General features: G+C 54.5%; 26 protein-coding genes. 16 read left to right on the top strand and 10 right to left on the bottom strand.

What is annotated here, in order from left to right; translation table 11 throughout:
- Position 1: 1 nt before the first annotated feature.
- From hemX to hemC, 3 genes are read right to left on the bottom strand one after another with little or no spacing between them, the layout of a single operon-like run.
- A complete protein-coding gene (gene hemX / locus O9K67_RS23655) occupies positions 2-1,156 on the bottom strand; it encodes a uroporphyrinogen-III C-methyltransferase (protein ID WP_061500253.1) in 1,155 nt (384 codons plus the stop codon).
- 21 nt (positions 1,157-1,177) lie between these two features.
- The gene (gene hemD, locus O9K67_RS23650; RefSeq protein WP_061499172.1) at positions 1,178-1,918 is read right to left on the bottom strand and encodes a uroporphyrinogen-III synthase; all 741 of its coding nucleotides are present in this window, start codon (positions 1,916-1,918) and stop codon (positions 1,178-1,180) included.
- Positions 1,915-2,856, bottom strand: coding sequence for a hydroxymethylbilane synthase (hemC, locus tag O9K67_RS23645; RefSeq protein ID WP_061499168.1), 942 nt, complete (start codon positions 2,854-2,856; stop codon positions 1,915-1,917). Before hemC ends, hemD begins: the two co-directional genes overlap by 4 nt.
- Before the next feature lie 311 nt (positions 2,857-3,167).
- On the opposite strand from hemC, the gene cyaA reads away from it, so the two are divergent.
- Positions 3,168-5,711, top strand: coding sequence for a class I adenylate cyclase (gene cyaA / locus O9K67_RS23640; protein WP_061499165.1), 2,544 nt, complete (start codon positions 3,168-3,170; stop codon positions 5,709-5,711).
- Between the two features lie 32 nt (positions 5,712-5,743).
- On the opposite strand, the gene cyaY is transcribed toward cyaA, so the two are convergent.
- Positions 5,744-6,064 carry an iron donor protein CyaY gene (gene cyaY / locus O9K67_RS23635; protein WP_017459730.1) on the bottom strand — a complete coding sequence of 107 codons (321 nt, stop codon included), beginning with the start codon at positions 6,062-6,064 and terminating at the stop codon, positions 5,744-5,746.
- Between the two features lie 137 nt (positions 6,065-6,201).
- On the opposite strand from cyaY, the gene lptM reads away from it, so the two are divergent.
- From lptM to corA, 8 genes are all read left to right on the top strand, one after another.
- Complete coding sequence (lptM, locus tag O9K67_RS23630) at positions 6,202-6,405, top strand: LPS translocon maturation chaperone LptM (RefSeq protein WP_061499162.1); 204 nt, start codon at positions 6,202-6,204, stop codon at positions 6,403-6,405.
- A 36-nt stretch (positions 6,406-6,441) separates the two neighbouring features.
- The gene (gene dapF / locus O9K67_RS23625; RefSeq protein ID WP_061499159.1) at positions 6,442-7,266 is read left to right on the top strand and encodes a diaminopimelate epimerase; all 825 of its coding nucleotides are present in this window, start codon (positions 6,442-6,444) and stop codon (positions 7,264-7,266) included.
- On the top strand, positions 7,263-7,970 hold the full coding sequence (locus O9K67_RS23620; protein ID WP_061499155.1) for a DUF484 domain-containing protein: 708 nt from the start codon (positions 7,263-7,265) through the stop codon (positions 7,968-7,970). The genes dapF and O9K67_RS23620 overlap by 4 nt, the downstream gene beginning before the upstream one ends.
- On the top strand, positions 7,967-8,869 hold the full coding sequence (gene xerC / locus O9K67_RS23615) for a tyrosine recombinase XerC (protein ID WP_061499152.1): 903 nt from the start codon (positions 7,967-7,969) through the stop codon (positions 8,867-8,869). Before O9K67_RS23620 ends, xerC begins: the two co-directional genes overlap by 4 nt.
- The gene (yigB, locus tag O9K67_RS23610) at positions 8,869-9,585 is read left to right on the top strand and encodes a 5-amino-6-(5-phospho-D-ribitylamino)uracil phosphatase YigB (protein ID WP_061499149.1); all 717 of its coding nucleotides are present in this window, start codon (positions 8,869-8,871) and stop codon (positions 9,583-9,585) included. Before xerC ends, yigB begins: the two co-directional genes overlap by 1 nt.
- Positions 9,586-9,633: 48 nt before the next feature.
- Positions 9,634-11,796, top strand: coding sequence for a DNA helicase II (gene uvrD, locus O9K67_RS23605; RefSeq protein WP_061499146.1), 2,163 nt, complete (start codon positions 9,634-9,636; stop codon positions 11,794-11,796).
- A gap of 148 nt (positions 11,797-11,944) precedes the next feature.
- On the top strand, positions 11,945-12,001 hold the full coding sequence (gene ysgD, locus O9K67_RS24800; RefSeq protein WP_369407361.1) for a YsgD/CorL family protein: 57 nt from the start codon (positions 11,945-11,947) through the stop codon (positions 11,999-12,001).
- A 151-nt stretch (positions 12,002-12,152) separates the two neighbouring features.
- Complete coding sequence (corA, locus tag O9K67_RS23600; protein WP_039055048.1) at positions 12,153-13,103, top strand: magnesium/cobalt transporter CorA; 951 nt, start codon at positions 12,153-12,155, stop codon at positions 13,101-13,103.
- Positions 13,104-13,142: 39 nt separating this feature from the next.
- On the opposite strand, the gene O9K67_RS23595 is transcribed toward corA, so the two are convergent.
- From O9K67_RS23595 to yigI, 4 genes are all read right to left on the bottom strand, one after another.
- Complete coding sequence (locus tag O9K67_RS23595; RefSeq protein ID WP_061499145.1) at positions 13,143-13,535, bottom strand: DUF2628 domain-containing protein; 393 nt, start codon at positions 13,533-13,535, stop codon at positions 13,143-13,145.
- 9 nt (positions 13,536-13,544) lie between these two features.
- Complete coding sequence (locus O9K67_RS23590) at positions 13,545-13,961, bottom strand: hypothetical protein (protein ID WP_408612830.1); 417 nt, start codon at positions 13,959-13,961, stop codon at positions 13,545-13,547.
- A gap of 137 nt (positions 13,962-14,098) precedes the next feature.
- Positions 14,099-14,995 (bottom strand): EamA family transporter RarD, encoded by an 897-nt coding sequence (gene rarD / locus O9K67_RS23585; RefSeq protein WP_061499139.1) that lies wholly within the window; start codon positions 14,993-14,995, stop codon positions 14,099-14,101.
- 51 nt (positions 14,996-15,046) lie between these two features.
- Entirely contained in the window at positions 15,047-15,514 is a 468-nt protein-coding gene (gene yigI / locus O9K67_RS23580) for an acyl-CoA thioesterase YigI (RefSeq protein ID WP_061499135.1), read from the bottom strand.
- Positions 15,515-15,674: 160 nt separating this feature from the next.
- Here yigI and pldA point away from each other — a divergent pair, with 160 nt between their 5' ends.
- The 3 genes from pldA to rhtC all read left to right on the top strand — a co-directional run bounded on the left by pldA (position 15,675) and on the right by rhtC (position 19,121).
- The gene (gene pldA / locus O9K67_RS23575; RefSeq protein WP_061499131.1) at positions 15,675-16,544 is read left to right on the top strand and encodes a phospholipase A; all 870 of its coding nucleotides are present in this window, start codon (positions 15,675-15,677) and stop codon (positions 16,542-16,544) included.
- Positions 16,545-16,612: 68 nt separating this feature from the next.
- Positions 16,613-18,439 (top strand): ATP-dependent DNA helicase RecQ, encoded by a 1,827-nt coding sequence (gene recQ, locus O9K67_RS23570; RefSeq protein ID WP_061499127.1) that lies wholly within the window; start codon positions 16,613-16,615, stop codon positions 18,437-18,439.
- Positions 18,440-18,500: 61 nt separating this feature from the next.
- A complete protein-coding gene (gene rhtC, locus O9K67_RS23565) occupies positions 18,501-19,121 on the top strand; it encodes a threonine export protein RhtC (RefSeq protein WP_061499123.1) in 621 nt (206 codons plus the stop codon).
- A 42-nt stretch (positions 19,122-19,163) separates the two neighbouring features.
- On the opposite strand, the gene rhtB is transcribed toward rhtC, so the two are convergent.
- Positions 19,164-19,784: a homoserine/homoserine lactone efflux protein gene (gene rhtB / locus O9K67_RS23560; protein ID WP_061499120.1), complete on the bottom strand. Its 621-nt coding sequence runs from the start codon at positions 19,782-19,784 to the stop codon at positions 19,164-19,166.
- 109 nt (positions 19,785-19,893) lie between these two features.
- Here rhtB and pldB point away from each other — a divergent pair, with 109 nt between their 5' ends.
- The 3 genes from pldB to O9K67_RS23545 all read left to right on the top strand — a co-directional run bounded on the left by pldB (position 19,894) and on the right by O9K67_RS23545 (position 22,720).
- Positions 19,894-20,886, top strand: a complete 993-nt coding sequence (gene pldB / locus O9K67_RS23555; RefSeq protein WP_061499118.1) for a lysophospholipase L2 — start codon at positions 19,894-19,896, stop codon at positions 20,884-20,886.
- Positions 20,887-20,911: 25 nt separating this feature from the next.
- Positions 20,912-21,712 (top strand): sugar/pyridoxal phosphate phosphatase YigL, encoded by an 801-nt coding sequence (gene yigL, locus O9K67_RS23550; protein ID WP_061499114.1) that lies wholly within the window; start codon positions 20,912-20,914, stop codon positions 21,710-21,712.
- 108 nt (positions 21,713-21,820) lie between these two features.
- Positions 21,821-22,720, top strand: coding sequence for a carboxylate/amino acid/amine transporter (locus O9K67_RS23545; RefSeq protein WP_061499111.1), 900 nt, complete (start codon positions 21,821-21,823; stop codon positions 22,718-22,720).
- Here O9K67_RS23545 and metR read toward each other — a convergent pair.
- A complete protein-coding gene (gene metR / locus O9K67_RS23540; RefSeq protein WP_071890644.1) occupies positions 22,608-23,561 on the bottom strand; it encodes an HTH-type transcriptional regulator MetR in 954 nt (317 codons plus the stop codon). The two genes, O9K67_RS23545 and metR, sit on opposite strands and share 113 nt — an antisense overlap.
- A gap of 233 nt (positions 23,562-23,794) precedes the next feature.
- On the opposite strand from metR, the gene metE reads away from it, so the two are divergent.
- Positions 23,795-26,056, top strand: coding sequence for a 5-methyltetrahydropteroyltriglutamate--homocysteine S-methyltransferase (gene metE, locus O9K67_RS23535; protein WP_061499104.1), 2,262 nt, complete (start codon positions 23,795-23,797; stop codon positions 26,054-26,056).
- The last annotated feature ends 32 nt before the right edge of the window (positions 26,057-26,088 follow it).

The raw sequence follows: 26,088 nt of genomic DNA, 5'->3' as shown, positions 1-26,088 counted from the left end.
TTTATTCTCCTTGCACTGCGTTGGCAGCGGGCGCTTGCTCAGAGGCAACGGCAGGTTGTGCCAGCAGATTTCGCACCCGGGTTTGCATCAGTTTTTCCAGGATTGGCTGGCTTTGCAGCGATGCGGGTAGCGTCATTGCAATGGTCTGCTGGCTTAGTTTATCGACCTCTTCAAGGAAGGCTTTCGTGGCCGCATCGTCGGTATCGTAGTAAGCGCGCACCCAGGTGGAAACATTGTCCAGCGCCTGTTTGTAGGTTTCTTCCTGATGACGGGGAACGGCCTGAGCTGCAACCAGCAGACGCGAGCGGATATTTTCACGCAGATAGATATCCTGATTTGGTGCTAACAGCGGCACGGCGGTTTCATCACGACGACGAATAGTGATAAAGCTGTCCATAAAGTTTTGCCAGCTTTTCTGCAGGTTCACACGCCATTCACTGATCGAGCCCGACAACTCATTACTGTCGGTATCCATCGGTGAGTCATCATCGTTGTTATCTGCAAGGCGCAGGTTATCAATCTGGTTGGACAGCTGGTTCAGTTTGAGGATCGCACCGTCATAATCCACCTGCGTAATGGCGGCGAGGCTGGCGATATCGTCAGTAATTGCACGGCGAGCGGTGATCAGGCTCGGATCGTTCATATCCGCCAGACTGGCGTCCGCACTTTTCAGCAGCGCCGCTGCGGTGGTGACGTCCTGATCGCTCCAGAGTTTGCGTCCGGCCAGTTTAACGAGAAAATCCGCCTGCGCCAGTTGCCAGGTTTTGGCATCGGAACCGGAGATAGTCGCCACTTTCTGCTGCACTTCATCAAGCTGTTTGGTCAGCGCATCCTGATGACGTTTGGCCTCGTCAAGCTGCCCGGCCTGCTGTTTGATAATGCCTTCCAGCTCGGCGCGTTGTTTATCCTGCGCTTGCTGCAACGCAATAACCTGATTGGCGATTTCGCCGTTATTGGTGTTCAGGGTGGAAACCTGCTGTTTAACCCAGCCATAAAGCCCGACGCCCGAGGCCAGCGCAATAGCGATGGCGATCGCGCTTAGCGCAAGGCTGGTCCTGTTCGCGCGACGGGCCTTCTCTGTTTTGCCCGGCGGCGTTGCACCGTCAGCCGTTTTGGTTTCTTCAACCTCGGCGGGGGAGTGTTGTTGTTCCGTCATCATGGCTTCCCATTATGAGAGTTATTGTAATGCGCGAAGCAGCGCATCGTTGTCTGCAGTGTCAGCGACCTGAATATCCTGCCAGCCCAGTTCCCGGGCGAGGTGCGCCAGACGTTCGCTAACCACCAGTATGCGGCAGCGAAGTAACCAGTTTTCCCGATACCAGGGAGGAATAAGCGAAAACAACTGTTGTATCATTTCGCCGCTGGTGACAACCAGCGTCGTCACCCCACGCGTATGCCAGCGCATGGCCTCTTCGGCGCCATTGTAGAACTTCGCGCTACGTTGATAACATTCGCAAAATTCCACTTCCGCACCGCGCGCCGCCAGCGTTTCCGCCAGCACTTCACGCCCACCGTTACCACGTAAGATTAGCGCATGCTTACCCTGAACATTTTGTAATTCAGGTAATTGTAGCAACACTTCACTGGTTTCCCGATCCAACGGATAACGCACATCTATGCCGGTCACCGTATGTAATGCCAGCGCAGTGCTACGGCCAATCGCGAAATAATGCGGCTCTTCGGGAAAACGTAGGCCTGCCTGTTGTAAATGTGCATGGGCAAATGTTACCGCCTGCTGCGACAGGACAAAAACCAGGTCTTCGGCGGTTAATGCGGCGAGTCGCCCGGGTAACGAGGTGAGTTCACGACCCGGCGTAAACTCGATAAGTGGGAAGCTCCAGGCCACTAGCCCCAGTGTGCGCAAGCGGCTCACTAATTCTTCCCCGGCCGGGGAAGGGCGAGTGACCAGAATACTCATTCGGGGGCTTCTCCGTTGTAGACATCGGCCAGAATGGCGCGGGCGCCATTATTCAGTAACTCTTCGGCCAACGAGATACCTAACTGCTCGGCGTCCGCCGGGTTACCGCGGCGCTCACCGCGCACCATGGTGGAGCCGTCTGGCGCGCCCACTAACGCGCGCAGCCAGATTTCTCCGTCCACCCATTCAGCATAGCTGCCAATCGGTACCTGACACCCACCTTCAAGGCGCGTATTCATTGCGCGCTCGGCTTTGACGCGCACGGCAGTTTCTGCATGATTCAGCGGTTGCAATAGCGCGCGGGTATGCGCGTCGTCCAGGCGGCACTCAATGCCGACTGCGCCCTGGCCCACGGCTGGCAGCGAGGTTTCCGGCGATAGCGCAACGCGCACACGCTCACCAAGGCCAAGACGTTTAAGACCGGCGACGGCAAGAATGATGGCGTCATATTCGCCGTTATCCAGTTTGCTCAGGCGTGTACCGACGTTACCCCGTAAAGAGCGAATAACCAAGTCCGGACGTTGCGCTGCCAACTGGCATTGACGGCGTAAACTTGACGTACCAACGATGCTGCCGGCAGGTAATTCATCGAGCGAGTTATAGCGGTTTGACACAAACGCATCGCGGGGATCGTCACGCTCGCAAATGGTCACCAGGCCGAGCCCTTCAGGGAAATCGACCGGGACATCTTTCATTGAATGCACGGCGATATCGGCGCGGTTTTCAAGCAGTGCCAGCTCAAGTTCTTTTACAAACAGACCCTTACCACCGACTTTCGCCAGTGGCGTATCCAGGATCACGTCGCCGCGCGTGACCATAGGCACCAGTTCAACCGTGAGTCCGGGGTGGTTCGCCTCGAGGCGTTCCTTAACGTAGTGTGCCTGCCAAAGCGCAAGAGGGCTCTGCCGTGTGGCAATTCTTAAAACATTGTCTAACATGCTTGTTACCGTCATTATCGTCCGTCGACCATCCTAACATTGTTGCTTTAGGGTGTCAGTGTCCACAGAAGATCGCTGGAGGGAGAGAAAGGCGTCGCGCCGCAATACAGGCGCAGCCAGGACCGTAATTAGGAATTTACAGACAGCGTTTACTGCTACACTGGTATGTAGCGCATCTTTCTTTACGGTCAATGAGCAAGGTGTTAAATTGATCACGTTTTAGACCATTTTTTCGTCTGCCTCCCTGAAGGCAAGGTCGAAAAACCGGTAACGGCTATTTTGGATTTTCTGTAAACATCAGGCGATATGTCTTGTACCTCTATATTGAGACTCTGAAACAGAGACTGGATGCCATTAATCAACTGCGTGTGGATCGCGCGCTTGCTGCCATGGGCCCTGCTTTTCAGCAGGTTTACAGTCTGCTGCCGACATTGCTGCATTATCATCATCCGCTGATGCCGGGTTACCTCGATGGTAACGTTCCCCAGGGCATTTGCCTTTACACGCCTGATGAAAACCAACTTCATTACCTGAACGAACTTGAACTGCATCGTGGTCTCCCGCCGCAGGAGTCGCCGAAAGGCGAGCTGCCGATCACCGGGGTTTACTCCATGGGCAGTACTTCTTCGGTCGGGCAAAGCTGCTCCTCTGACCTGGATATCTGGGTCTGCCATCAATCCTGGCTCGATAACGAAGAGCGTCAATTGCTGCAGCGTAAATGCAGCCTGCTGGAAAGCTGGGCGGCGTCGTTGGGCGTGGAAGTGAGTTTCTTCCTGATTGATGAGAACCGCTTTCGTCATAACGAAAGCGGTAGCCTCGGCGGCGAGGACTGCGGCTCCACGCAGCATATTTTGTTGCTGGATGAGTTTTACCGTACTGCTGTGCGCCTTGCCGGTAAACGTATTCTGTGGAATATGGTGCCGGGCGATGAAGAAGAGCATTACGACGATTATGTGATGACGCTCTATGCTCAGGGCGTATTGACCCCGAACGAATGGCTGGATCTTGGCGGCTTAAGCACGCTTTCCGCAGAAGAGTATTTCGGTGCCAGCCTTTGGCAACTCTATAAAAGTATCGACTCTCCTTATAAAGCCGTATTGAAAACGCTGTTGCTGGAAGCCTATTCCTGGGAATATCCCAACACGCGTTTGCTGGCGAAAGATATTAAACAGCGCCTGCATGACGGTGAAATTGTATCGTTTGGCCTCGATCATTACTGCATGATGCTCGAGCGCGTAACGCAGTATCTGGTCGCTATTGACGACACCGCTCGCCTCGATCTGGCTCGTCGATGTTTTTACTTAAAAGTGTGCGAGAAACTGAGCCGCGAACGCGCCTGTGTTGGCTGGCGTCGCGAAGTGATCACGCAACTGGTAAAAGAGTGGGGCTGGGACGATGCACGCGTGGCGATGTTGGATAACCGCGCTAACTGGAAAATCGATCAGGTGCGCGAGGCGCATAACGAATTGCTTGATGCCATGATGCAGAGCTACCGTAACCTGATCCGCTTTGCCCGCCGTAATAATCTGAGCGTTTCCGCCAGCCCGCAGGATATCGGTGTATTAACCCGTAAACTGTACGCCGCGTTTGAAGCGTTGCCGGGCAAAGTAACGCTGGTAAACCCGCAAATTTCGCCGGATCTCTCTGAACCGAATTTAACCTTTATCCATGTGCCGCCGGGCCGGGCCAACCGTTCGGGGTGGTATCTGTACAACCGCGCGCCGAATATGGATTCCATCGTCAGCCATCAACCGCTGGAATATAACCGCTATCTGAATAAGCTGGTGGCATGGGCCTGGTTCAACGGTTTGCTGACGTCGCGTACGCATCTGTTTATTAAAGGCAACGGCATTGTCGATTTGGCAAAATTGCAGGAGATGGTGGCCGATGTGTCGCATCACTTCCCGCTGCGCCTGCCCGCGCCAACGCCGAAAGCGCTCTACAGTCCTTGCGAAATCCGTCATCTGGCGATCATTGTCAACCTGGAATATGACCCGACTGCGGCGTTTCGTAACCAGGTGGTGCATTTCGATTTCCGTAAGCTTGATGTGTTCAGTTTTGGCGAGCAGCAAAACTGCCTGGTCGGCAGTGTCGACCTGCTGTACCGCAACTCGTGGAATGAAGTGCGTACCCTGCATTTCAACGGCGAGCAGGCGATGATCGAAGCGCTGAAAACCATCCTTGGCAAAATGCATCAGGATGCCGCGCCGCCGGACAGCGTGGAAGTGTTCTGCTACAGCCAGCATTTGCGCGGCCTGATTCGGACGCGTGTGCAGCAACTGGTATCCGAATGCATTGAGTTGCGTCTTTCCAGCACCCGCCAGGAGACCGGGCGTTTCAAAGCGCTGCGCGTTGCCGGCCAGACCTGGGGACTGTTCTTTGAACGTCTCAATGTGTCGGTGCAGAAACTGGAAAACGCGATTGAGTTTTACGGGGCTATTTCTCACAACAAACTGCACGGGCTGTCAGTGCAGGTTGAAACCAATCACGTCCAGTTACCGGCCGTGGTGGATGGTTTCGCCAGTGAGGGCATTATTCAGTTCTTCTTTGAGGAGACGGGCGAAGAGGGCTTTAACATCTATATCCTGGATGAGAGCAATCGCGCGGAAGTCTACCACCACTGCGAAGGCAGCAAAGAGGAGCTGGTGCGCGATGTGAGCCGCTTCTATTCGTCATCTCACGATCGCTTTACCTACGGCTCCAGCTTTATCAACTTCAACCTGCCGCAGTTCTACCAGATTGTGAATGTTGAAGGGCGTGCGCAAGTGATACCGTTCCGCAACCAGGCGATCACCGCCGCCACGCCGGCAAATCAGGACAACGACGCACCGTTGTTGCAGCAGTATTTTTCTTAAAGGAAGCGCCCGGATAGCCCGGGCAACCTGGATTAGCGGAAACTGACCGTCTCACCCGCCTGCTGGCTTGCCGCCTGCTCAAGCAGATCCCAGAATGTTTCGCCACTGCGATCGCAGACCCATTCGTCGCCTTTCAGGTCGAAATGGTAGCCACCCTGTTTGGTGGCCAGCCAGACCTGATGCAGCGGCTCCTGACGGTTAATGATAATTTTGCTGCCGTTTTCAAAGCTGATGGTTAACACGCCGCCATTAATTTCACAGTCGATATCGCTATCGCCGTCCCAATCGTCAAGACGTTCTTCAATGGTCAGCCAGAGGCCGTCGGCGAGGCGATGAAATTCACTGTCGTTCATTCTGTTTTCCCGTTTTTTATGATGGCAGCAGTATAACGCGAAACATTTCCCGTTGCCCTAAACGCGCAAACTCTTGCTTTTGTGTCTTCTCCTGCGATGATAGAACGCAGAAAGAACGAACTTACAGGCAACCTATAATGAAAGATGTATTTCGCACGCTGGCCGTATTGCTGACACTGTTCAGCCTGACGGGCTGTGGTCTGAAGGGGCCACTCTATTTCCCGCCCGCAGATAAAACCGCGCCACCGCCGACAAAAAACCAGACCAGTACCATCCAGTCGACCACGCCGGATCGTAACGATCGCGGTGATAACGGCTCGCCGACTCAGGTGAATTACTGACGTCACCGTTCTGTATCCGCGTAAATGGAGTAGATGATGCAGTTCTCAAAAATGCATGGCCTTGGCAACGATTTTATGGTCGTCGACGCGGTGACGCAGAATGTCTTTTTCTCCCCTGAGCTGATCCGTCGCCTGGCGGATCGCCATCTGGGCGTGGGGTTTGATCAATTGCTGGTGGTTGAACCGCCCTACGATCCTGAGCTTGATTTCCACTACCGTATTTTTAACGCTGATGGCAGCGAAGTGTCGCAGTGCGGCAATGGCGCTCGCTGTTTCGCGCGTTTTGTTCGCCTGAAAGGCTTGACCAATAAACGTGACATCCGCGTCAGTACGGCAAACGGACGTATGTTATTGAGCGTAACGGACGACGACCTGGTGCGCGTCAATATGGGCGAACCCAACTTTGAACCATCCCTGGTGCCGTTTCGCGCTAACAAAGCGGAAAAGACCTATATTATGCGTGCGGCGGAACAAACCGTATTGTGCGGCGTCGTATCGATGGGCAACCCACACTGCGTGATTCAAGTGGATGACGTGGATACCGCACCGGTAGAGACGTTAGGGCCGGTGATGGAAAGCCATGAGCGCTTTCCGGAACGCGCCAATATCGGTTTTATGCAGGTGGTAAAACGCGATCACATCCGCTTGCGCGTCTATGAACGCGGTGCCGGTGAAACGCAGGCCTGTGGCAGCGGTGCGTGTGCAGCCGTGGCTGTTGGCATTGCACAGGATTTGCTGGCAGAAGAGGTGCGCGTGGAGTTACCAGGCGGTCGACTTGATATCGCATGGAAAGGTCCGGGCCAACCGTTGTTTATGACTGGCCCGGCGGCACATGTCTATGACGGGTTTATTCATCTATGAAGCAACCAGGGGAAGAATTACAGGAAACGCTGACGGAACTGGAAGATCAGGCCGTTGTTGATTATTTGCTGCGTCATCCTGATTTCTTTATCCGCAATGCACGACTGGTGGAACAGATGCGCGTGCCGCATGCCGTACGCGATACCGTTTCGCTGGTAGAATGGCACATGGCGCGCTCGCGCAATCACATCAATGTGCTGGAAGAGAACATGACGCTGTTGATGGAACAGGCCAGTGCGAATGAAGGTTTGTTCTATCGTCTCCTGCGTTTGCAGGGGCGGCTGGCCTCTGCTCACAGTCTGGAAGAGATGCTCAATCGCTTTCACCGTTGGGCGCGTGATTTAGGGTTGGCGGGGGCAACGATCCGCCTGTTTCCCGATCGCTGGCGGCTTGGTGCGCCTTCTGGCTTTACTCATCTTGCACTTTCTCGCCAGGCTTTCGAACCGTTACGCATCCAGCGTCTGGGTCATCAACACCATTATCTCGGCTCCTTAAACGGGCCGGAGTTACTGCTGCTGTTGCCGGAGGCGAAAGCGATTGGTTCAGTGGCGTTATCGCTGATGGGACCAGACGGCGATCTCGGCGTGGTGCTGTTTAGCAGCCGCGATGTTCATCATTACCAGCAAGGGCAAGGTACGCAGCTGTTACAGGAAATCGCGCAGATGCTGCCGGATCTCCTGGAGCGCTGGGTCGAGCGCATATGACAGATTCTCCGCTCTTTCCGGCCGTGGCGAAATTTTTGCGCTATCTTGGCGTTGAGCGCCAACTCAGTCCCATCACTCTGCTTAATTATCAGCGTCAGCTTGATGCCATTATCGCTTTGACCGGTGAGATCGGTCTGAAAAGCTGGCAACAATGTGATGCTGCCATGGTGCGCGCCATTGCGGTGCGCAGCCGGCGCAAAGGGCTGGGCGCAGCCAGCCTGGCGTTGCGTCTCTCTGCGTTGCGCAGTTTCTTTGACTGGATGGTGAGCCAGGGCCAGCTGGCGGCCAATCCGGCGAAAGGTATCTCTGCGCCGAAAGCGCCACGACATCTGCCGAAAAATATCGACGTGGATGATATGAACCGGCTGCTGGATATCGATCTTAACGATCCGCTGGCGGTGCGTGACCGGGCGATGCTGGAAGTGATGTATGGCGCGGGTCTGCGTCTTTCTGAACTGGTGAATCTGGATATTAAGCATCTGGATCTGGAAAGCGGCGAAGTGTGGGTGTTGGGTAAAGGTAGCAAAGAGCGCCGTTTACCCATTGGCCGCAATGCGGTTATCTGGATCGAACACTGGCTTGATTTACGCGGGTTGTTTGGTGCGGAAGACGAGGCGCTGTTCCTCTCAAAGCTCGGTAAACGTATCTCTGCGCGAAATGTGCAAAAACGGTTTGCTGAATGGGGGATTAAACAGGGCCTGAACAGCCATGTGCACCCCCATAAATTGCGTCACTCCTTCGCGACCCATATGCTGGAGTCGAGTGGTGACTTACGCGGTGTGCAGGAGTTGCTCGGTCACGCCAATTTATCCACCACACAAATCTATACCCATCTTGATTTTCAACACCTTGCATCGGTGTACGACGCTGCGCATCCGCGCGCCAAACGGGGGAAATAATGCGTTTTTACCGCCCATTAGGTCAGATCTCCGCGATCACCTTCGACCTGGATGACACCCTTTATGACAACCGCCTGGTGATCCAACGAACGGAGCAGGAAGCGCTGGCTTTTGTGCAGAATTACCATCCGGCGCTGAACAGCCTGGAAAATAAAGAGTTTCAGCGTTTACGCCAGTCGTTACGGGAAACCGAGCCGGACATTTACCACGATGTGACCGAGTGGCGGCGACGTGCCGTTGAACGTGCAATGTTGAACGCCGGTCTGACGCCAGAAGAAGCCGCTCTTGGCGCGGAGGCATCAATGGTGAACTTTGCGAAATGGCGCAGCCGCATTGATGTGCCACAGGAAACCCACGACACACTGGCAAAGCTGGCCGAAAAGTGGCCGCTGGTGGCCATTACCAACGGGAATGCGCAGCCTGAGCTGTTCGGGTTAAGCGAGTATTTTGAGTTTGTTTTGCGCGCCGGACCGGATGGGCGCTCCAAACCGTTCAGCGATATGTATCACCTGGCCGCCAGACGTCTCAATGTGGCGCCTGGCGACATTTTACATGTGGGTGATGACCTGATAACTGATGTGGCGGGTGCGATCCGTTGTGGTATGCAGGCATGCTGGATTAAACCGGAAGGTACCGATTTATTGCAGGCTCCTTATAGCCGTTTGTTACCCCACGTGGAAATTTCACGGTTGGCATCCCTCACTACGCTGATATAATCACCAACAGCTCTGTATAAATTTCCAGTAATTTTCGCGACGGTGCCCATGGACGTTTCTTATCTGCTCGACAGCCTCAATGACAAACAACGCGACGCCGTAGCCGCGACGCGCAGCAATATGCTGGTGCTGGCGGGCGCAGGGAGCGGTAAGACGCGTGTGCTGGTACACCGTATCGCCTGGTTGATGACCGTAGAAAATTGCTCGCCGTATTCGATTATGGCGGTCACGTTTACCAACAAAGCGGCAGCGGAAATGCGCCACCGTATCGGTCAACTGATGGGCACCTCTCAGGGTGGAATGTGGGTTGGCACATTCCACGGGCTGGCGCACCGCCTGTTGCGCGCGCACCATATGGACGCCAATCTGCCGCAGGACTTTCAGATCCTCGATAGCGAAGACCAGCTCAGGTTGCTTAAGCGTCTGATTAAGGCTATGAACCTTGATGAGAAGCAGTGGCCGCCGCGGCAGGCCATGTGGTACATCAACGGGCAGAAAGATGAAGGCATCCGCCCGCATCATATTCAAAGTTTCGGCAATCCGGTGGAGCAAACCTGGCAGAAAGTGTACCAGGCCTACCAGGAAGCCTGCGATCGCGCCGGGCTGGTGGATTTTGCCGAGCTGTTACTGCGTGCCCACGAGTTGTGGCTGAACAAGCCACACATTTTGCAGCACTATCGCGAGCGCTTTACCAACATCCTGGTGGACGAATTCCAGGATACCAACAACATTCAATATGCGTGGATCCGTCTGCTGGCGGGTGATACCGGTAAGGTGATGATCGTCGGTGATGATGACCAGTCCATTTACGGCTGGCGTGGCGCGCAGGTGGAAAACATCCAGCGTTTCCTGAAAGATTTCCCCGGTGCGGAAACCATCCGTCTGGAGCAAAACTACCGTTCCACCAGCAATATACTCAGTGCAGCTAACGCCCTGATTGAAAATAACAATGGGCGGCTGGGGAAAAAACTGTGGACCGATGGCGTTGACGGCGAGCCGATTTCCCTCTACTGCGCGTTCAACGAGCTGGATGAAGCCCGGTTTGTGGTTAACCGTATCAAAACCTGGCAGGACAACGGCGGGGCACTGGAAAAATGCGCCATTCTCTATCGCAGTAACGCCCAATCGCGTGTTCTGGAAGAGGCGCTGTTGCAGGCGAGTATGCCATATCGCATTTATGGCGGTATGCGCTTCTTCGAACGCCAGGAGATCAAAGATGCGCTCTCCTATCTGCGCCTGATCGCCAACCGTAATGACGATGCGGCTTTTGAGCGCGTAGTGAATACCCCAACACGCGGTATTGGCGACCGCACGCTGGATGTGGTGCGCCAGACCTCCCGTGACCGTCAGTTGACGCTGTGGCAGGCAACTCGTGAGCTGTTACAGGAAAAAGCGCTGGCCGGGCGTGCTGCCAGCGCCTTGCAACGTTTCCTCGAATTGATTGATGCACTGGCACAAGAGACGGCGGATCTGCCACTACATGTGCAAACTGACCGCGTGGTGAAAGACTCCGGTTTGCGCATGATGTACGAACAGGAAAAAGGCGAGAAAGGCCAGACGCGCATCGAGAACTTAGAGGAACTGGTCACGGCAACACGCCAGTTCAGCTACAACGAAGAAGACGAAGATTTAATGCCGCTGCAGGCTTTTCTCTCCCACGCGGCACTGGAAGCGGGCGAAGGGCAGGCGGATACCTGGCAGGATGCTGTGCAATTGATGACGCTGCATTCAGCAAAAGGTCTGGAGTTCCCGCAGGTGTTTATCGTTGGGATGGAAGAGGGTATGTTCCCGAGCCAGATGTCGCTGGATGAAGGTGGGCGTCTGGAGGAGGAACGTCGGCTTGCTTACGTGGGTGTGACCCGTGCGATGCAAAAGCTGACTTTAACCTACGCGGAAACCCGTCGTCTGTACGGCAAAGAGGTGTACCATCGTCCGTCGCGCTTTATTGGTGAACTGCCGGAAGAGTGTGTGGAAGAGGTGCGTCTGCGCGCCAGCATCAGCCGTCCGGTCAGCCATCAGCGTATGGGGACGCCGGTTGCGCAGAGCGACACGGGTTACAAACTAGGCCAGCGCGTGCGCCACGCCAAGTTTGGTGAAGGCACGGTGGTGAACATGGAAGGCAGCGGCGAGCACAGCCGTTTGCAGGTGGCTTTCCAGGGGCAGGGCATTAAATGGCTGGTCGCCGCTTATGCGAAGCTCGAAGCCGTGTAACTTTCAGAAAAATATCATTATTTTGCAATAATCTGCTAGCCTTATACGCTGAAGGGCAAATATTGCTCTTTCGCGTTTCGTTGCGTGTTGACGCTGCATTTTTGCTGGCGTAACATGCGCGCACGATCACGCTAAGAGGACATTCGCCTTGGACACACCCAGTAGATACTGGCTCAATTTCCTGTTCTTCAGGAACAACTCCTAAGGCTATCTCCTCATGCTGATAGCCTTAGAGGTTGTCAGCGACCCGCTTTGTCCCCGTCGCGCTGAGTCAGGCTGTTTAATGGTCTGAAACCCCTGTCGTTTCTGTGTGCCCTCCGAACTGTCCGATATTTTTTGCATTGGGAGTCCCGGCCATGCTGAGCGCATTTCAACTGGAAAACAATCGTTTAACCCGCCTTGAGGCTGACGAAATCAAACACCTCGCCAGCTCTGTTTGGGTTGATTTGGTCGAGCCGGACGATGAAGAACGTACCCGCGTGCAAACGGAATTGGGCCAGAACCTGGCCACCCGACCTGAACTGGAAGACATCGAGGCGTCGGCGCGTTTTTTTGAAGACGAAGACGGTCTGCACATCCACTCCTTCTTCTTTTTTGAAGATGCCGAAGATCATGCAGGTAACTCAACGGTAGCATTTACCATTCGCGAAGGTCGCCTGTTCACACTGCGTGAGCGGGAACTGCCGGCATTTCGCCTCTATCGTATGCGCGCCCGCAGCCAGGAAATGGTGGACGGCAACGCTTACGAACTGTTGCTGGATCTGTTCGAAACGAAAATTGAACAGCTGGCGGATGAAATCGAAAACATTTACAGCGATCTGGAAAAGCTGAGCCGGGTGATTATGGAAGGTCAGCAGGGCGACGAGTATGACGAGGCGCTTTCAACGCTGGCGGAGCAGGAAGATATTGGCTGGAAGGTTCGCCTCTGTTTGATGGATACCCAGCGCGCGCTGAACTTCCTGGTGCGCAAAGCGCGTTTGCCGGCGGGTCAACTGGAACAAGCGCGCGAGATCCTGCGCGATATCGAATCCCTGCTGCCGCACAACGAATCGCTGTTCCAGAAAGTGAACTTTCTGATGCAGGCGGCAATGGGGTTCATCAATATTGAGCAGAACCGCATCATTAAGATTTTCTCGGTGGTTTCCGTCGTATTCCTGCCGCCAACGCTGGTGGCCTCGAGTTACGGGATGAACTTCGAATTTATGCCGGAACTGCACTGGAGCTTTGGTTACCCAGGGGCGATTATCTTTATGATCCTCGCCGGGCTTGCGCCGTATCTCTACTTTAAACGCCGTAACTGGCTTTAACGATCAAAAAAGGTTCAGCCTGCGCTGAACCTTTTTTATTCAGATGCTCCAGTCCTGGATACCCTTCGTTTTATAATCGTAATACCAGATGTTTGTTCGCATAGCGACAATGGCGTTTACCAGATAGCCCAGAAAGCCGACACCGGAAATAACCGCGAGCACGAAGACCACAACGTTAAGCACGATGACCAGCAGTGCCTTTTTCCATAAGCCAAGAATAAAGAGATAAATAAACGGAAAGAAAAAGGCGAAGTAGTTCATGGACACTTTTCTCTTCTGACCGAAAGTCATCCCTTTAAAGGCTTCTTTCCACGCCGGGGAAAGCCCCCAGAATGCGGGATAACCGTGCTTTTCAAAGAATGCGAAGCGAAACTTCCACTTGTCATTCAGCGATGCGTCATTCTGATAATCATAATTGCTGATAGTACTCATTTTCCTCTCCTAAATAGAAATCCTGTCTATTGAATTAGTTTGTTTTTTTATCTGGGTAGGCGCCAACATTAAGAAAAAGAACACCAGGCCGTCGTAGGCGAAGTAAATTCTCACGCCCAGCAGCATGCAGTCGTCATCGCCAACGTATCCGAGGCCGGCGACAACCAATGAAGCGAAATAAACGAGGATGGACGAAATAACGATATAACGGGCTTTTCCGCCGCTATCACGACACCGTTGCGCATTGATGTTGATCTTCACCCAGGTATAAATCAGGATGCAGAGTAGCGGCACAACGGGTATGCCAACCAGGCTGAAGAACGCCAGTAAAAAGATAATATGCAGAAGCAAAAAGATAAGGATATACGGCCCACGCATAAGGCACGTTTTGCCTGAAGGCAAAAAAATCCTGCGGATCATTTCCAATTCATCCTGAATGGCGTATATGACAAAGGCCGGGAATATAGCATTTCGTCATTTACATGCGATTAAGATAAATCTTAACTATGAATATTTTGCGTATTTATAGATAACGGGCGGCTCTATTCCGCCCGTTTAATTGATTATACCTTTTTGCGAAAACCGCGTTGGGTATAAATGGCATCGATGACAAAGATAGCCAGCGCAACCCAGATAAAGCCAAAAGTCACCATTTTATCTGTGCCCGGATGCTCGCCATAGAACAATACTGCCAGCAGGAACATTAACGTCGGCCCGATATACTGGAAAAAGCCGAGCGTCGACAAACGCAGACGTGTTGCCGCGCCGGTAAAGCAGAGCAGCGGTACGGTAGTGACGACACCTGCGGCGATCAGCAGCAGATTAAGCGACAGGCTGTTTTGTCCCATGTGACTGGTCGGGCTGTCCGTAATGCCGAACAGCCATATTGCTGCCACAGGCAGTAGCCACAGCGTCTCTACCAGCATGCCGGTTTGCGCGTCGACGGCGATTTTTTTGCGCAGCAAGCCATAGAACGCGAAGCTAAACGCCAGACCCAGCGCGATGATGGGTAACGAACCGAAGGTCCACAGTTGCACCAGCACACCGATACCGGCCAGTAACACCGCTAACCATTGCATAGGGCGAAAACGCTCACCCAAAAACAGCATTCCCAGCAGGATATTCACCAGCGGGTTAATAAAGTAACCCAGGCTGGCTTCCAGCATATGGTTGTGGTTCACCGCCCAAATAAACAGCAGCCAGTTACCGCCGATCAGCACGGCGGAAAGCGCCAGCAACAGGATCTTTTTCGGGGTATGCAGCAGAGCTTTAACACTGTTCCACTGTCGGCTAACGCTGATTAACGCCAGCATAAAGAAGAAAGACCAGATAACGCGGTGCGTCAGGATTTCGTCGGCCGGGACGTACCAAATCACTTTGAAATAGGCCGGGGCGACACCCCAAATAAAATAGGCGGCCAGGGCGAGTAACACGCCCAGCCGCGTCTGTTTTGCATCCATCAGGAAAACTCTTGGCTGAAATGAACCCTAATGTTACCCGATTTTACCGTCTCACCCCACCATATAAGTGGCGGTAGCGCTGGCGATATAGAGCTGCTCTTCGTTATGCAGCTCCACGCGAGCAACCGCCACTTTGTTGCCTGCGCGCAGCAAACTACTGCTGGCGGTGAAGCGGTTACCGCGCCCCGGGCGCAGGTAATCGACGCGCAAATCAATGGTGCCCATTCGCGATAAACGCTGGCGCAGCTCCTCTTCGCTGATGGTTTCATGACGCGTCAACGTGCTGCCGACGCACACCAGACCGGCAGCGACATCCAGCGCCGAAGCGATAACGCCGCCATGTAAAATGCTCTGTGCCCAGTTACCCACCATCATAGGCTGATTGGTGAAACTCAGCTGTGCGTACTCTTTTTCATAACGCTCCAGCTCCAGCCCTAACGCGCGGTTAAAAGGCATGTGGTAAACAAAAATCTCACCTACCGTTTTCAGAACTTCTTCCGCTGTGAGAACACCTGACATAATTATCTGATCCGATGAGTTAAGAAAATGTTGATAATATGCTTATCGTTTGTTGATTTCCACTTTCGGAACCGATACATGAGCAGTTACTCAATAAATATGTAGAATACTTTCTGGGAAGAAATTCACGTCAACAATATGTTTTGGGAGCACCACACCAATGCGGACCTCTCTGGGTTGGTTTTTCGCAGTGCTTGCGCTGCCATTTACGGTATACGCACAGGAAGCAACGGTAAAAGAAGTTCATGATGCGCCCGCCGTGCGCGGCAGCATCATCGCCAATTTATTGCAGGAGCATGATAATCCCTTCACGCTCTATCCGTATGAATCCAACTACGTTATCTACACGGATACCAGCGATCTGAACAAAGAAGCGATCCGATCGTATAACTGGTCAGATAACGCGCGCAAAGATGAGGTCAAATTTCAGCTGAGCCTCGCATTCCCGTTATGGCGCGGGATCCTTGGGCCAAACTCCGTGTTTGGCGGCTCCTATACGCAAAAATCCTGGTGGCAGCTTTCGAACAGCTCTGAGTCTTCGCCGTTTCGCGAGACAAACTATGAGCCACAGTTGTTCCTGGGGTTTGCGACCGATTACGAACTGGCTGGTTGGACACTGCGTGACGTGGAGTTCGGTTTTAACCATGACTCGAATGGCCGCTCTGACCCAACGTCCCGTAGCTGGAACCGCCTTTATACGCGTCTGATGGCGCAACAGGGCAACTGGCTGGTCGAAGTGAAGCCGTGGTATGTGGTGGGTTCAACGGATGATAACCCGGACATCACCAAATATATGGGCTACTACCAGCTGAAAATCGGCTACCAATTGGGTGATGCGATCCTCAGCGCAAAAGGCCAATATAACTGGAACACCGGCTATGGCGGTGCAGAAATTGGTTTAAGCTATCCCGTCACCAAACACGTGCGCCTTTATACCCAAGTGTATAGCGGCTACGGCGAATCGCTGATTGACTATAACTTTAATCAAACCCGTGTGGGCGTAGGCGTGATGCTTAACGATCTGTTTTAAAGCATTGCAGTTTCCGGCGCAGGCACTGAAAATAGCGCCTGTTTTTATTTCAGGCAGATGGGGTCATTGTGGCGCAGGCGGAAGTATTGAATCAGGAATCGCTGGCTAAACAGGTTTTGCAGGAAACCTTTGGCTACCAGCAGTTCCGCCCGGGCCAACAGGACATCATCGATACGGTGCTTGGCGGTCGCGACTGCCTGGTGGTGATGCCGACAGGCGGCGGGAAATCGCTGTGCTATCAGATCCCGGCGCTGGTATTGGATGGCCTGACGGTGGTGGTATCGCCGCTGATCTCATTGATGAAAGACCAGGTCGATCAACTCCTTGCCAATGGCGTGGCGGCGGCGTGCCTGAATTCAACGCAAAGCCGCGAGCAGCAGCTTGAGGTACTCGCAGGGTGTCGCAACGGGCATATCCGGTTGTTGTATATCGCCCCCGAACGGCTGATGCTCGACAACTTCCTGGATCAGCTTCGCCAGTGGAACCCGGTATTGCTGGCGGTGGATGAAGCACACTGTATTTCCCAATGGGGGCACGATTTCCGCCCGGAATACGCTGCGCTGGGTCAGTTGCGCCAGATGCTCCCCGCCGTGCCGTTTATGGCACTGACCGCCACCGCAGACGACACGACCCGCCGCGATATTGTTAACCTTCTGGGGCTTAACAACCCGCTTATTCAGGTTAGCAGCTTCGATCGTCCTAACATCCGCTACATGCTGATGGAAAAATTCAAGCCGCTTGATCAACTCCTGCGCTATGTGCAGGAGCAACGCGGCAAATCCGGCATTATTTACTGCAACAGTCGCGCGAAAGTGGAAGACACCGCCGCGCGTCTGCAAAGCCGCGGTTTTAGCGCCGCAGCCTACCATGCGGGTCTGGAGAACGATGTGCGTGCACGCGTGCAGGAGCAGTTCCAGCGCGACGATCTGCAAATCGTGGTGGCGACGGTGGCGTTCGGGATGGGCATCAATAAACCCAACGTCCGTTTTGTGGTGCATTTCGACATTCCGCGAAATATCGAATCCTATTATCAGGAAACAGGCCGCGCCGGGCGAGACGGCCTGCCAGCGGAAGCGATGCTGTTTTACGATCCGGCGGATATGGCATGGCTGCGTCGCTGCCTGGAGGAGAAACCCGCCGGGCCGTTACAGGATATTGAACGGCATAAACTTAATGCGATGGGCGCGTTTGCTGAAGCGCAAACCTGCCGCCGTTTGGTGCTGCTGAATTACTTTGGCGAAGGGCGACAGGAGCCGTGCGGCAACTGTGATATTTGTCTCGACCCACCACGGCAGTATGACGGTTTGCAGGACGCGCAAAAAGCGCTGTCGGCGATTTATCGCGTGAACCAGCGCTTTGGGATGGGGTACGTGGTGGAAGTGCTGCGCGGCGCCAATAATCAGCGGATCCGCGAAATGGGGCACGACAAATTACCGGTTTACGGGATCGGGCGCGATCATAGCCATGAGCATTGGGTCAGCGTGATCCGCCAGTTGATCCATTTAGGCTTCGCCACGCAGAACATCGCCCAGCACTCCGCGCTGCAACTCACCGAGGCCGCGCGACCGATATTGCGCGCGGATGTACCGCTGATGCTGGCCGTGCCGCGTATGGCGGCGCTGAAGTCAAAAGTCATGCAAAAAGCGGCCGTGGGTAACTATGATCGCAAGCTGTTTGCCAAATTACGTAAACTGCGTAAGGCCATTGCCGACGAAGAGAATATTCCACCGTATGTCGTATTTAACGATGCTACGCTGATTGAAATGGCTGAGCAGATGCCGCTCTCGCCCGGGGAAATGCTCAGCGTGAACGGCGTGGGAACGCGTAAGCTCGAACGTTTCGGGCAGGAATTTATGGCGCTAATCCGTGCCCATGTCGACGGTGAAGAGGAGTAGTCAGCCCGCAGGAAAAGTGCGAGGATAATGACTCACTGAACTCTTTCCCCGCGAGTTATCTATGTTGATGCTATTTCTCACCGTTGCGCTTGTGCACATTGTTGCACTGATGAGCCCCGGTCCGGATTTCTTCTTCGTCTCTCAAACTGCCGTGAGCCGCTCGCGTAAAGAAGCGATGATGGGCGTACTCGGTATTACCACCGGTGTCATGGTCTGGGCTGGCGTGGCGCTGCTCGGGCTGAACCTGATCCTCGAAAAAATGGCCTGGCTGCATAACATCATTATGGTGGGCGGCGGCTTGTACCTGTGCTGGATGGGTTATCAGATGCTGCGTGGGGCGCTGAAAAAAGAACAGAAAAGCGGCGATGTGCCGCAGGTTGAGCTGGCGGCCAGCGGTCGCAGCTTTATGAAAGGCTTACTCACTAACCTCGCTAACCCGAAAGCGATCATCTATTTTGGTTCGGTGTTTTCGCTGTTTGTCGGTGACAGCGTAGGCGCGGGCGCGCGTTGGGGCATCTTTGTGCTGATTGCGCTGGAAACATTCGCCTGGTTTACTGTGGTGGCTAGTCTGTTCGCCTTGCCGAAGATCCGTCGTGGTTATCAGCGTCTGGCGAAGTGGATCGACGGTTTCGCCGGTGCGCTGTTCGCCGGTTTCGGCATTCATCTGATCATCTCTCGTTAAGCCCGTTTTGCCCGGTTAGCGTTGCGCCACCGGGCATCATGTTCAGGCGTGCCTTGCGGAGGCCAGCAGCGCGCCGACCAGCATAAACAGCGAACCAAATACCTTGTTCAGCGCTTTCATTTGATGCGGACCTTTGATCCATACCGCGATGCGCTGCGCCAGCGTGGCATAACCAATCATCACGATAATATCCACCACAATGGTTGTGACGCCGAGTACCACATACTGCATCACCTGTGGCTGGTTTGGCACAATAAACTGTGGGAACAGCGCGGCAAGAAATACGATGCTTTTCGGGTTGGTCAGGTTCACAAACACCGCCCGCTTAAACAGACGCCCGCGCGACTGGGTTTGCGCCAGCGTATTGAGGTCGATAGCGCCTGCGGCGCGCCATTGCTGGATCCCCAGCCAAATCAGGTACGCTGCGCCCGCCCATTTCAACACCTCGAACGCCAGCACTGAACGGGAGAACAGTGTTCCCAGCCCCACGCCAACCAGCACAATATGAATGCCTAAACCGGTTTGCAACCCGGCAATGGATGCTGCCGCGCCGCGATAGCCATGGTTGATGGAGGTGGTCATGGTATTGATTGCGCCAGAACCGGGGGACAGGCTCAGGATTAAAGATGTCAGCAGGTAGGCAAACCACCATTCGAAGGTCATGAGAAACTCCCTGGATGTCTGTTTTTATGCCACAATACGCTATTGTCAGCGGAATTTGCTATTGGTCACAAAAAAACGATTTTACATGGCTAACAGGGGCGAAATCCCAATGTTTCGGCAAAAAACAGCATGGGAAACCAGAGAAAAAGCGTTCGCGGCTTTTACCATGGGGCCACTGATGGACTTCTGGCGCTCGCGTGAAGAGGCGGAGTTTACCGGTGTGGATGATGTGCCGGTGCGTTTTGTCCGGTTTCGCGCGCAGGGCAACGATCGTTTGATTGTCGTTTGCCCTGGCCGTATAGAAAGTTATGTGAAGTATGCGGAACTGGCGTACGACCTGTTCCACCTCGGTTTTGATGTGCTGATTCTCGATCATCGCGGTCAGGGACGTTCTGGGCGAATGCTGGCGGATACGCACCGTGGCCATGTGGTTAATTTTAGCGATTATGTCGATGATTTGGCGGCCTTCTGGGATCAGGAAGTCGCCAGCGGGTCGTGGCGTAAACGCTATATTCTGGCGCACTCCATGGGCGGCGCGATTGCTGAACTCTTTTTACAGCGCTATCCACAGGCGTGTGACGCCATTGCGCTGTGTGCGCCCATGTTCGGCATTATCATTCATCTTCCTGACTGGATGGTGCGCCCCTTGCTCGACTGGGCGGAGAGTTACCGCAGTATCCGCGAGGGCTATGCCATCGGTACCGGGAGCTGGCGCGCGTTGCCCTTCGCCATTAACGTGCTGACGCACAGTCGTGAGCGCTACCGGCGTAACCTGCGTTTTTATGCCGATGAGCCGAAGCTCCGCGTGGGCGGGCCGACCTGGCACTGGGTGCGGGAAGGCATTCAGGCGGGTGAACAGGCGCTGGCGGGTGCGGAAAAAGATACCACCCCAACACTGATCGTTCAGGCAGAAGAGGAGCATGTGGTGGATAACCGCATGTTGCAACGCTTCTGCGACATTCGCGCCGCGGCAGGCCACCCCTGTGAAGGAGGCAAACCGCTTGTCATTCAAGGCGCGTACCATGAGATCCTTTTTGAAAAGGACGCTATGCGCTCGGTCGCGCTCAACGCCATCGTCGAATTTTTCGACCGGCATAACTGATGACTTATTGAGGTTAAATTTTCTTATGTACCAGGTTGTTGCGTCTGATTTAGATGGTACCTTGCTCTCCCCCGACCACACACTGTCGCCTTTCGCCAAAGAAACGTTAAAACTGCTGACCGCGCGTGGCGTCAATTTTGTTTTTGCTACCGGCCGCCATCATGTGGATGTCGGGCAAATCCGCGATAATCTGGGCATCAAAGCCTATATGATTACCTCTAACGGCGCGCGCGTGCATGATACCGACGGCCATCTGGTCTTTACCCACAATCTGGATCGCGATATTGCCGCCGACCTGTTTGGTGTGGTGCATAACGAACCGGATATTGTGACTAACGTCTATCGCGATGATGAGTGGTTTATGAACCGTCACCGCCCTGACGAGATGCGCTTTTTTAAAGAGGCGGTGTTCCAGTACTCCCTGTATGAACCCGGAATGCTGGAGACAGACGGTATCAGCAAAGTCTTTTTCACCTGCGAAAGCCATGAAAAATTGCTGCCGCTGGAGCAGGCGATTAACGCACGCTGGGGCGATCGCGTGAACGTCAGTTTCTCTACCCTGACCTGTCTGGAAGTGATGGCGGGCGGCGTTTCGAAGGGGCATGCCCTGGAAGCGGTGGCTGGTGCGCTGGGTTACAGCCTGAAAGAGTGCATCGCGTTTGGCGACGGCATGAACGATGCCGAGATGCTGTCCATGGCGGGCAAAGGCTGCATTATGGGCAATGCTCATCAGCGCCTGAAAGAGTTGCATCCGGAGCTTGAAGTGATCGGCACCAATGCCGACAACGCCGTCCCGAATTATCTGCGCAAGTTGTTCCTTGATTGATTAATATTGACGTGTGGTTGCTTATTAACCACACGTCAACTAAAAACTCAAACTTTGCACAACTGAGTTCGCTACAATGTGTGTTCACTCTTCTGCGAGATATTCATTGTGGCGTTACTGATTATCACCACGATCCTGTGGGCCTTTTCCTTTAGCCTGATTGGCGAATACCTGGCCGGCCATGTCGACAGCTACTTCTCCGTGCTGATGCGTGTGGGACTGGCGGCACTGGTATTTTTACCGTTCCTGCGCGCGCGTGGGCACAGCCTGAAAACCCTCGGGCTGTATATGCTGGTGGGGGCGTTGCAACTGGGCATTATGTATCTGTTCAGCTTCCAGGCGTATCTCTATCTGACCGTGTCTGAATTCCTGCTGTTTACGGTCTTTACGCCGCTGTATATCACCCTGATTTACGATCTGTTGAGCAAGCGCGGGCTGCGCTGGAGCTACGCACTGAGCGCCGGGCTGGCGGTGATTGGTGCGGCGATCATCCGCTACGACAAAGTGAGCGATCACTTCTGGGTGGGACTGATTCTGGTGCAACTGGCGAACATCAGCTTCGCCATCGGCATGGTGGGTTATAAACGCCTGATGGAGACGCGCCCGATGCCGCAGCATAACGCCTTTGCCTGGTTCTATCTCGGTGCGTTTGTGGTGGCGATTATCGCGTGGTTTGTACTGGGCAACCCGCAGAAATTGCCGACGACGACGTTGCAGTGGAGCGTACTGGTCTGGCTGGGAGTGGTGGCGTCCGGGCTGGGTTACTTTATGTGGAACTACGGCGCCACCCAGGTAGACGCCGGTACGCTCGGCATTATGAACAATGTGCATGTTCCCGCCGGGTTATTAGTGAATCTGGCTATCTGGCAGGAACAGCCGCACTGGCCGAGTTTTATTATGGGTGGTGCGGTGATAATGGCCTCGCTGTGGGTGCATCGGCGTTGGGTCGCTCCGCGCTCCGCACAAACGGCAGATGATCGCAAGCGTGGTTCCGCGCTGAGCGAATAAACGCTTCCGTAATCGGCTGACGCTGCTCGCCATCGCGTACGGCAGCGTACAACCGGCTCCACAATCCTTCACCCAGGGTTTTGGTCACCACCAGACCCTGGCGTTCAAAACTCTCCACGACCCAGTGCGGCAACGCTGCTATCCCCATGCGGGCGGCCACCATCTGAATCAGCAGTAATGTGTTATCCACGCTTTTGAGCGACGGACTGATGCCAGCCGGTTGCAGAAAATGACGCCAGATATCAAGGCGGCTGCGCTGCACCGGGTAGATCAACAGCGTTTCGCCAGCGATATCATCCGGCGTGATGCGCGCTTTCGCCGCCAGTGGATGATCCGGTGCCACTACCAATCGCACCTCAAAATCAAACATCGGCGAATAGTGTAGACCGCTGCGCGGCAGGATGTCTGACGTCATCACCAGATCCAATTCGCCCTGTTGCAGCGCAGGCTGCGGATCAAACGTCACACCGGATTTGAAATCCATCTCAACCTGCGGCCAGTGCTGGCGGAAGTTCTCAAGCGCTGGCGTAAGCCACTGGATACAGCTATGGCATTCAATCGCGATACGCAGCGTGGTTTGCTGCGGTTCATTGCAGGATTGCAGCGCGCGACTGATTTGCGGCAGCACCTGATTGGCCAGTTGCAGCAGGATCTCTCCCTGCGGCGTAAAGCGTAATGGCTGGCTTTTACGGACAAAGAGCCGGAAGCCAAGGCGTTGTTCCAGATCGCTGAACTGGTGGGAAAGGGCGGATTGCGTCTGGTGCAGCGTCGCCGCCGCCGCCGCAAGCGACCCGCTGTTCCGTAACGCCTGTAGCGTTTTCAGGTGTTTAATCTCGATCATGAAAGTCCTTCACTCCGGCATGAACAATTTGCGCTTGAGGAATATACAGTACTTGCGAATTATAGATGTGTAAACATCTGGACGTCCAAAATCCTTCGTCTTTCGAATTAATGGTGCGTTGGCTTCACTCACGTCCCCCAGTCACTTACTTGAGTAAGCTCCTGGGGCTCCCTGAGTTTGCCGCCTTCCCTTAATCCGAAATACTTTGGATTAACCTATTGAAGAGGCTAAAAATGACAATTCTTAATCACACCCTCGGTTTCCCTCGCGTTGGCCTGCGTCGCGAGTTGAAAAAAGCGCAAGAAAGCTACTGGGCGGGTAACGCCACCCGTGAAGAACTGCTGGCGGTAGGTCGCGAACTGCGCGCCCGTCACTGGGAGCAGCAAAAAGCCGCAGGCATCGATCTGCTGCCGGTAGGCGACTTTGCCTGGTACGACCATGTTCTGACCACCAGCCTGCTGTTAGGCAACGTGCCGGCTCGTCATCAGAACAACGACGGCTCTGTTGATATCGACACCCTGTTCCGCATTGGCCGCGGTCGCGCACCCACTGGCGAGCCAGCTGCGGCCGCCGAAATGACCAAATGGTTTAACACCAACTACCACTACATGGTGCCGGAATTCAGTAAAGGCCAGCAGTTTAAACTGACCTGGACTCAGTTACTGGATGAAGTCGATGAAGCGCTGGCGCTGGGCCACAAGATCAAACCTGTACTACTGGGGCCGGTCACGTATCTGTGGCTGGGCAAAGTCAAAGGTGAACAGTTTGACCGTCTGAGCCTGCTGGCAGACATTCTGCCGGTTTACAAACAGGTACTCGCGGAACTGGCGAAACGCGGTATTGAGTGGGTACAGATTGATGAGCCCGCACTGGTGCTGGAGTTGCCACAGGCGTGGCTGGACGCCTTCAAACCGGCTTACGACGTGCTGGCAGGTCAGGTGAAATTGCTGCTGACTACCTACTTTGAAGGCGTGACCCCGAACCTTGACGTCATCACCGCGCTGCCGGTGCAGGGTCTGCATGTCGATCTGGTGCACGGCAACGACAATGTTGCTGAACTGCACACACGTTTGCCGACCGACTGGTTGCTCTCCGCCGGTTTGGTGAATGGTCGTAACGTCTGGCGCGCCGATCTGACGGAAAAATACGCGCAAATTAAAGACATTGTCGGCCAGCGTGCGCTGTGGGTAGCGTCCTCTTGCTCGTTGCTGCACAGCCCGATCGATCTGAGCGTAGAGACGCGACTTGATGCGGAAGTGAAGAGCTGGTTTGCCTTTGCGCTGCAAAAATGCCAGGAGCTGGCGCTGCTGCGTGATGCGCTGAACAGCGGCAACACAGAACAATTGGATGAATGGAGCGCCCCGATCCAGGCGCGTCGCCACTCCACCCGTGTGCATAACCCGGCGGTGGCCAGGCGTCTGGCGGCGATCACCGCGCAGGACAGCCAGCGCGGCAACCCGTACGCCAGGCGTGCGCAGGCGCAGCGCCAGCGCTTTAACCTGCCTGCATGGCCGACCACGACTATCGGGTCATTCCCGCAGACGACCGAGATCCGCGGTCTGCGTCTGGATTTCAAACAGGGACGTTTGGATGCGGGCAACTACCGCACCGGCATTGCCGAACATATCAAACAGGCCATTGTGGAGCAGGAGCGTCTTGGTCTGGATGTACTGGTACACGGTGAAGCCGAGCGTAATGACATGGTGGAGTACTTTGGCGAGCATCTGGACGGTTTTGTCTTCACACAAAACGGCTGGGTACAGAGCTACGGCTCCCGCTGCGTCAAACCCCCTGTCGTGATCGGCGATGTGAGCCGCCCGGAAGCGATCACGGTGGAGTGGGCGAAGTATGCGCAGTCACTGACTGACAAACCGGTAAAAGGCATGCTGACCGGTCCGGTTACCATTCTCTGCTGGTCGTTCCCGCGTGAAGATGTGAGCCGCGAAACCATTGCCAAACAGATTGCCCTGGCGTTACGTGATGAAGTGGCGGATCTGGAAGCGGCGGGCATCGGCATCATTCAAATCGACGAACCGGCACTGCGTGAAGGTTTGCCGTTGCGCCGCAGCGACTGGGATGCGTATCTGGCCTGGGGCGTAGAAGCGTTTCGTATCAACGCCGCAGTGGCGAAAGATGACACGCAGATCCACACCCACATGTGTTACTGCGAGTTCAATGACATCATGGATTCTATCGCGGCGCTGGATGCGGACGTAATCACCATTGAAACCTCGCGTTCTGATATGGAGTTGCTGGAGTCGTTCGAAGAGTTCGAATACCCGAACGAAATCGGACCGGGCGTGTATGACATTCACTCGCCAAATGTGCCAAGTGTAGAGTGGATTGAAGCGCTGTTGCAGAAAGCGGCGCAGCGCATTCCGGCGGAGCGTCTGTGGGTGAACCCGGATTGCGGTCTGAAAACCCGTGGCTGGCCGGAAACGCGCAGTGCGCTGGCAAACATGGTGAAAGCGGCGCAGAACCTGCGCCAGGCCTAAGCCTTCCCGCGTCGCCTGTTGTAAAACCGGCG

This window comes from Kosakonia oryzendophytica, from assembly GCF_027886705.1.
Taxonomy (GTDB): Bacteria; Pseudomonadota; Gammaproteobacteria; order Enterobacterales; family Enterobacteriaceae; genus Kosakonia; species Kosakonia oryzendophytica.
This window is presented reverse-complemented; position numbering and strand designations above follow the sequence as displayed.

Excerpts from the sequence above, each read along its gene's own strand:
- hemX (WP_061500253.1), bottom strand. The coding sequence starts at position 1,156 with ATGACGGAACAACAACACTCCCCCGCCGAGGTTGAAGAAACCAAAACG.
- hemD (WP_061499172.1), bottom strand. The coding sequence starts at position 1,918 with ATGAGTATTCTGGTCACTCGCCCTTCCCCGGCCGGGGAAGAATTAGTG.
- hemC (WP_061499168.1), bottom strand. The coding sequence starts at position 2,856 with ATGTTAGACAATGTTTTAAGAATTGCCACACGGCAGAGCCCTCTTGCG.
- cyaY (WP_017459730.1), bottom strand. The coding sequence starts at position 6,064 with ATGAACGACAGTGAATTTCATCGCCTCGCCGACGGCCTCTGGCTGACC.
- lptM (WP_061499162.1), top strand. The coding sequence starts at position 6,202 with ATGAAAGATGTATTTCGCACGCTGGCCGTATTGCTGACACTGTTCAGC.
- dapF (WP_061499159.1), top strand. The coding sequence starts at position 6,442 with ATGCAGTTCTCAAAAATGCATGGCCTTGGCAACGATTTTATGGTCGTC.
- O9K67_RS23620 (WP_061499155.1), top strand. The coding sequence starts at position 7,263 with ATGAAGCAACCAGGGGAAGAATTACAGGAAACGCTGACGGAACTGGAA.
- xerC (WP_061499152.1), top strand. The coding sequence starts at position 7,967 with ATGACAGATTCTCCGCTCTTTCCGGCCGTGGCGAAATTTTTGCGCTAT.
- yigB (WP_061499149.1), top strand. The coding sequence starts at position 8,869 with ATGCGTTTTTACCGCCCATTAGGTCAGATCTCCGCGATCACCTTCGAC.
- uvrD (WP_061499146.1), top strand. The coding sequence starts at position 9,634 with ATGGACGTTTCTTATCTGCTCGACAGCCTCAATGACAAACAACGCGAC.
- corA (WP_039055048.1), top strand. The coding sequence starts at position 12,153 with ATGCTGAGCGCATTTCAACTGGAAAACAATCGTTTAACCCGCCTTGAG.
- O9K67_RS23595 (WP_061499145.1), bottom strand. The coding sequence starts at position 13,535 with ATGAGTACTATCAGCAATTATGATTATCAGAATGACGCATCGCTGAAT.
- rarD (WP_061499139.1), bottom strand. The coding sequence starts at position 14,995 with ATGGATGCAAAACAGACGCGGCTGGGCGTGTTACTCGCCCTGGCCGCC.
- yigI (WP_061499135.1), bottom strand. The coding sequence starts at position 15,514 with ATGTCAGGTGTTCTCACAGCGGAAGAAGTTCTGAAAACGGTAGGTGAG.
- pldA (WP_061499131.1), top strand. The coding sequence starts at position 15,675 with ATGCGGACCTCTCTGGGTTGGTTTTTCGCAGTGCTTGCGCTGCCATTT.
- rhtC (WP_061499123.1), top strand. The coding sequence starts at position 18,501 with ATGTTGATGCTATTTCTCACCGTTGCGCTTGTGCACATTGTTGCACTG.
- rhtB (WP_061499120.1), bottom strand. The coding sequence starts at position 19,784 with ATGACCTTCGAATGGTGGTTTGCCTACCTGCTGACATCTTTAATCCTG.
- pldB (WP_061499118.1), top strand. The coding sequence starts at position 19,894 with ATGTTTCGGCAAAAAACAGCATGGGAAACCAGAGAAAAAGCGTTCGCG.
- yigL (WP_061499114.1), top strand. The coding sequence starts at position 20,912 with ATGTACCAGGTTGTTGCGTCTGATTTAGATGGTACCTTGCTCTCCCCC.
- metR (WP_071890644.1), bottom strand. The coding sequence starts at position 23,561 with ATGATCGAGATTAAACACCTGAAAACGCTACAGGCGTTACGGAACAGC.
- metE (WP_061499104.1), top strand. The coding sequence starts at position 23,795 with ATGACAATTCTTAATCACACCCTCGGTTTCCCTCGCGTTGGCCTGCGT.